At 56.0% G+C, this 1,028-nt stretch carries 1 protein-coding gene; it reads left to right on the top strand.

Features of this window, described 5'->3' with window-relative positions; genetic code table 11:
• Positions 1–259: 259 nt before the first annotated feature.
• The coding region (locus A5777_RS24180; protein WP_082933642.1) for a site-specific integrase at positions 260–1,028 on the top strand (769 nt) is incomplete at its 3' end.

Here is a 1,028-nt window from a genome sequence, read left to right as displayed (position 1 = left end):
AAGTAAAAAGAGTAATGTTGCAGCAGATGCAGTCGAACCCTCCTCCTTTGCAACGTTCAGATTCTTATCGGTCTGGGCGCCTGACCTGCTCTGATGTGGGTTCAGACGGTCTATTGTGAGTGCGAACGCCGAATCGAAGCTGCAGTTTGCGCAGGGACCTGTCATACGAGCAGGGCTGAGCGACTTGATGATTGACACCGACCCTGCAATAGATGCATGATATGAGCATCTAATGCACCCAGCCTGGAGATGATGCCGCGTGACGGTCGACGACTCTGGGCGCTTGGTGCTGGTGCCGGGCGTTCGATATCTGAGCAACCAGGATGCTGTGTTCGCGGAGATGTTGGATGGATGGCGCAATCAGCAGCTGTCCAGAAACCTAACCTTCGGGACCATTGAGCAGCGTTGTCAGCTAATTACCCGCTTTGCTGACTATGTCAACGAGTACCCGTGGAAGTGGTCCCCGGCGATGGTCGACGAGTTCTTCGGCGACCTGCGGAGTATCCGTCACGCGCGGCAAACGACGGTGCGTGGTTATCAAACAGCGCTACGGCTGTTCTGCGACTATGTCGGATCGTCCGAGTATGGCTGGTGTGATCTCTGCGTTGATTTGTTCGGAACTCATCCAGTACAGGTTTGCCACGATTGGAACTCGGCTCGCCACGCACAAGAGTGCGAGTCCGATCCACGTAAGCGGGCTTTCAGTCGCGCTGAACTGCAACGATTTTTCGATCATGCTGACGATGAAGTCGATCGGCTCGCGACGAGCGGCCGCAAGGGTCAGTGGCCGGCCTACCGCGATGCAACCTGGTTCAAAGTTGCGTACGCATGGGGACTTCGCGGTAATGAGATCCGTCATCTGCAGACCACTGATTTCTATCGCAACCCGAAAGCGCGCGAATTCGGCAAGCACGGCATCCTGCATGTTCGCTACGGCAAACCTCATCGTGGTTCTCCCCCGAAGCGTCGATCCGTCCTAACAGTTTTCGACTGGTCCCCTGACGTCGTCGCTGACTGGATTTCTGCCG

Origin of the sequence: Gordonia sp. 852002-10350_SCH5691597 (assembly GCF_001665715.1) — a bacterium.
Taxonomy (GTDB): domain Bacteria; phylum Actinomycetota; class Actinomycetes; order Mycobacteriales; family Mycobacteriaceae; genus Gordonia; species Gordonia sputi.
The sequence above is the reverse complement of the archived record's forward strand: the minus strand, read 5'-3'. Positions and strand labels throughout refer to the sequence as shown.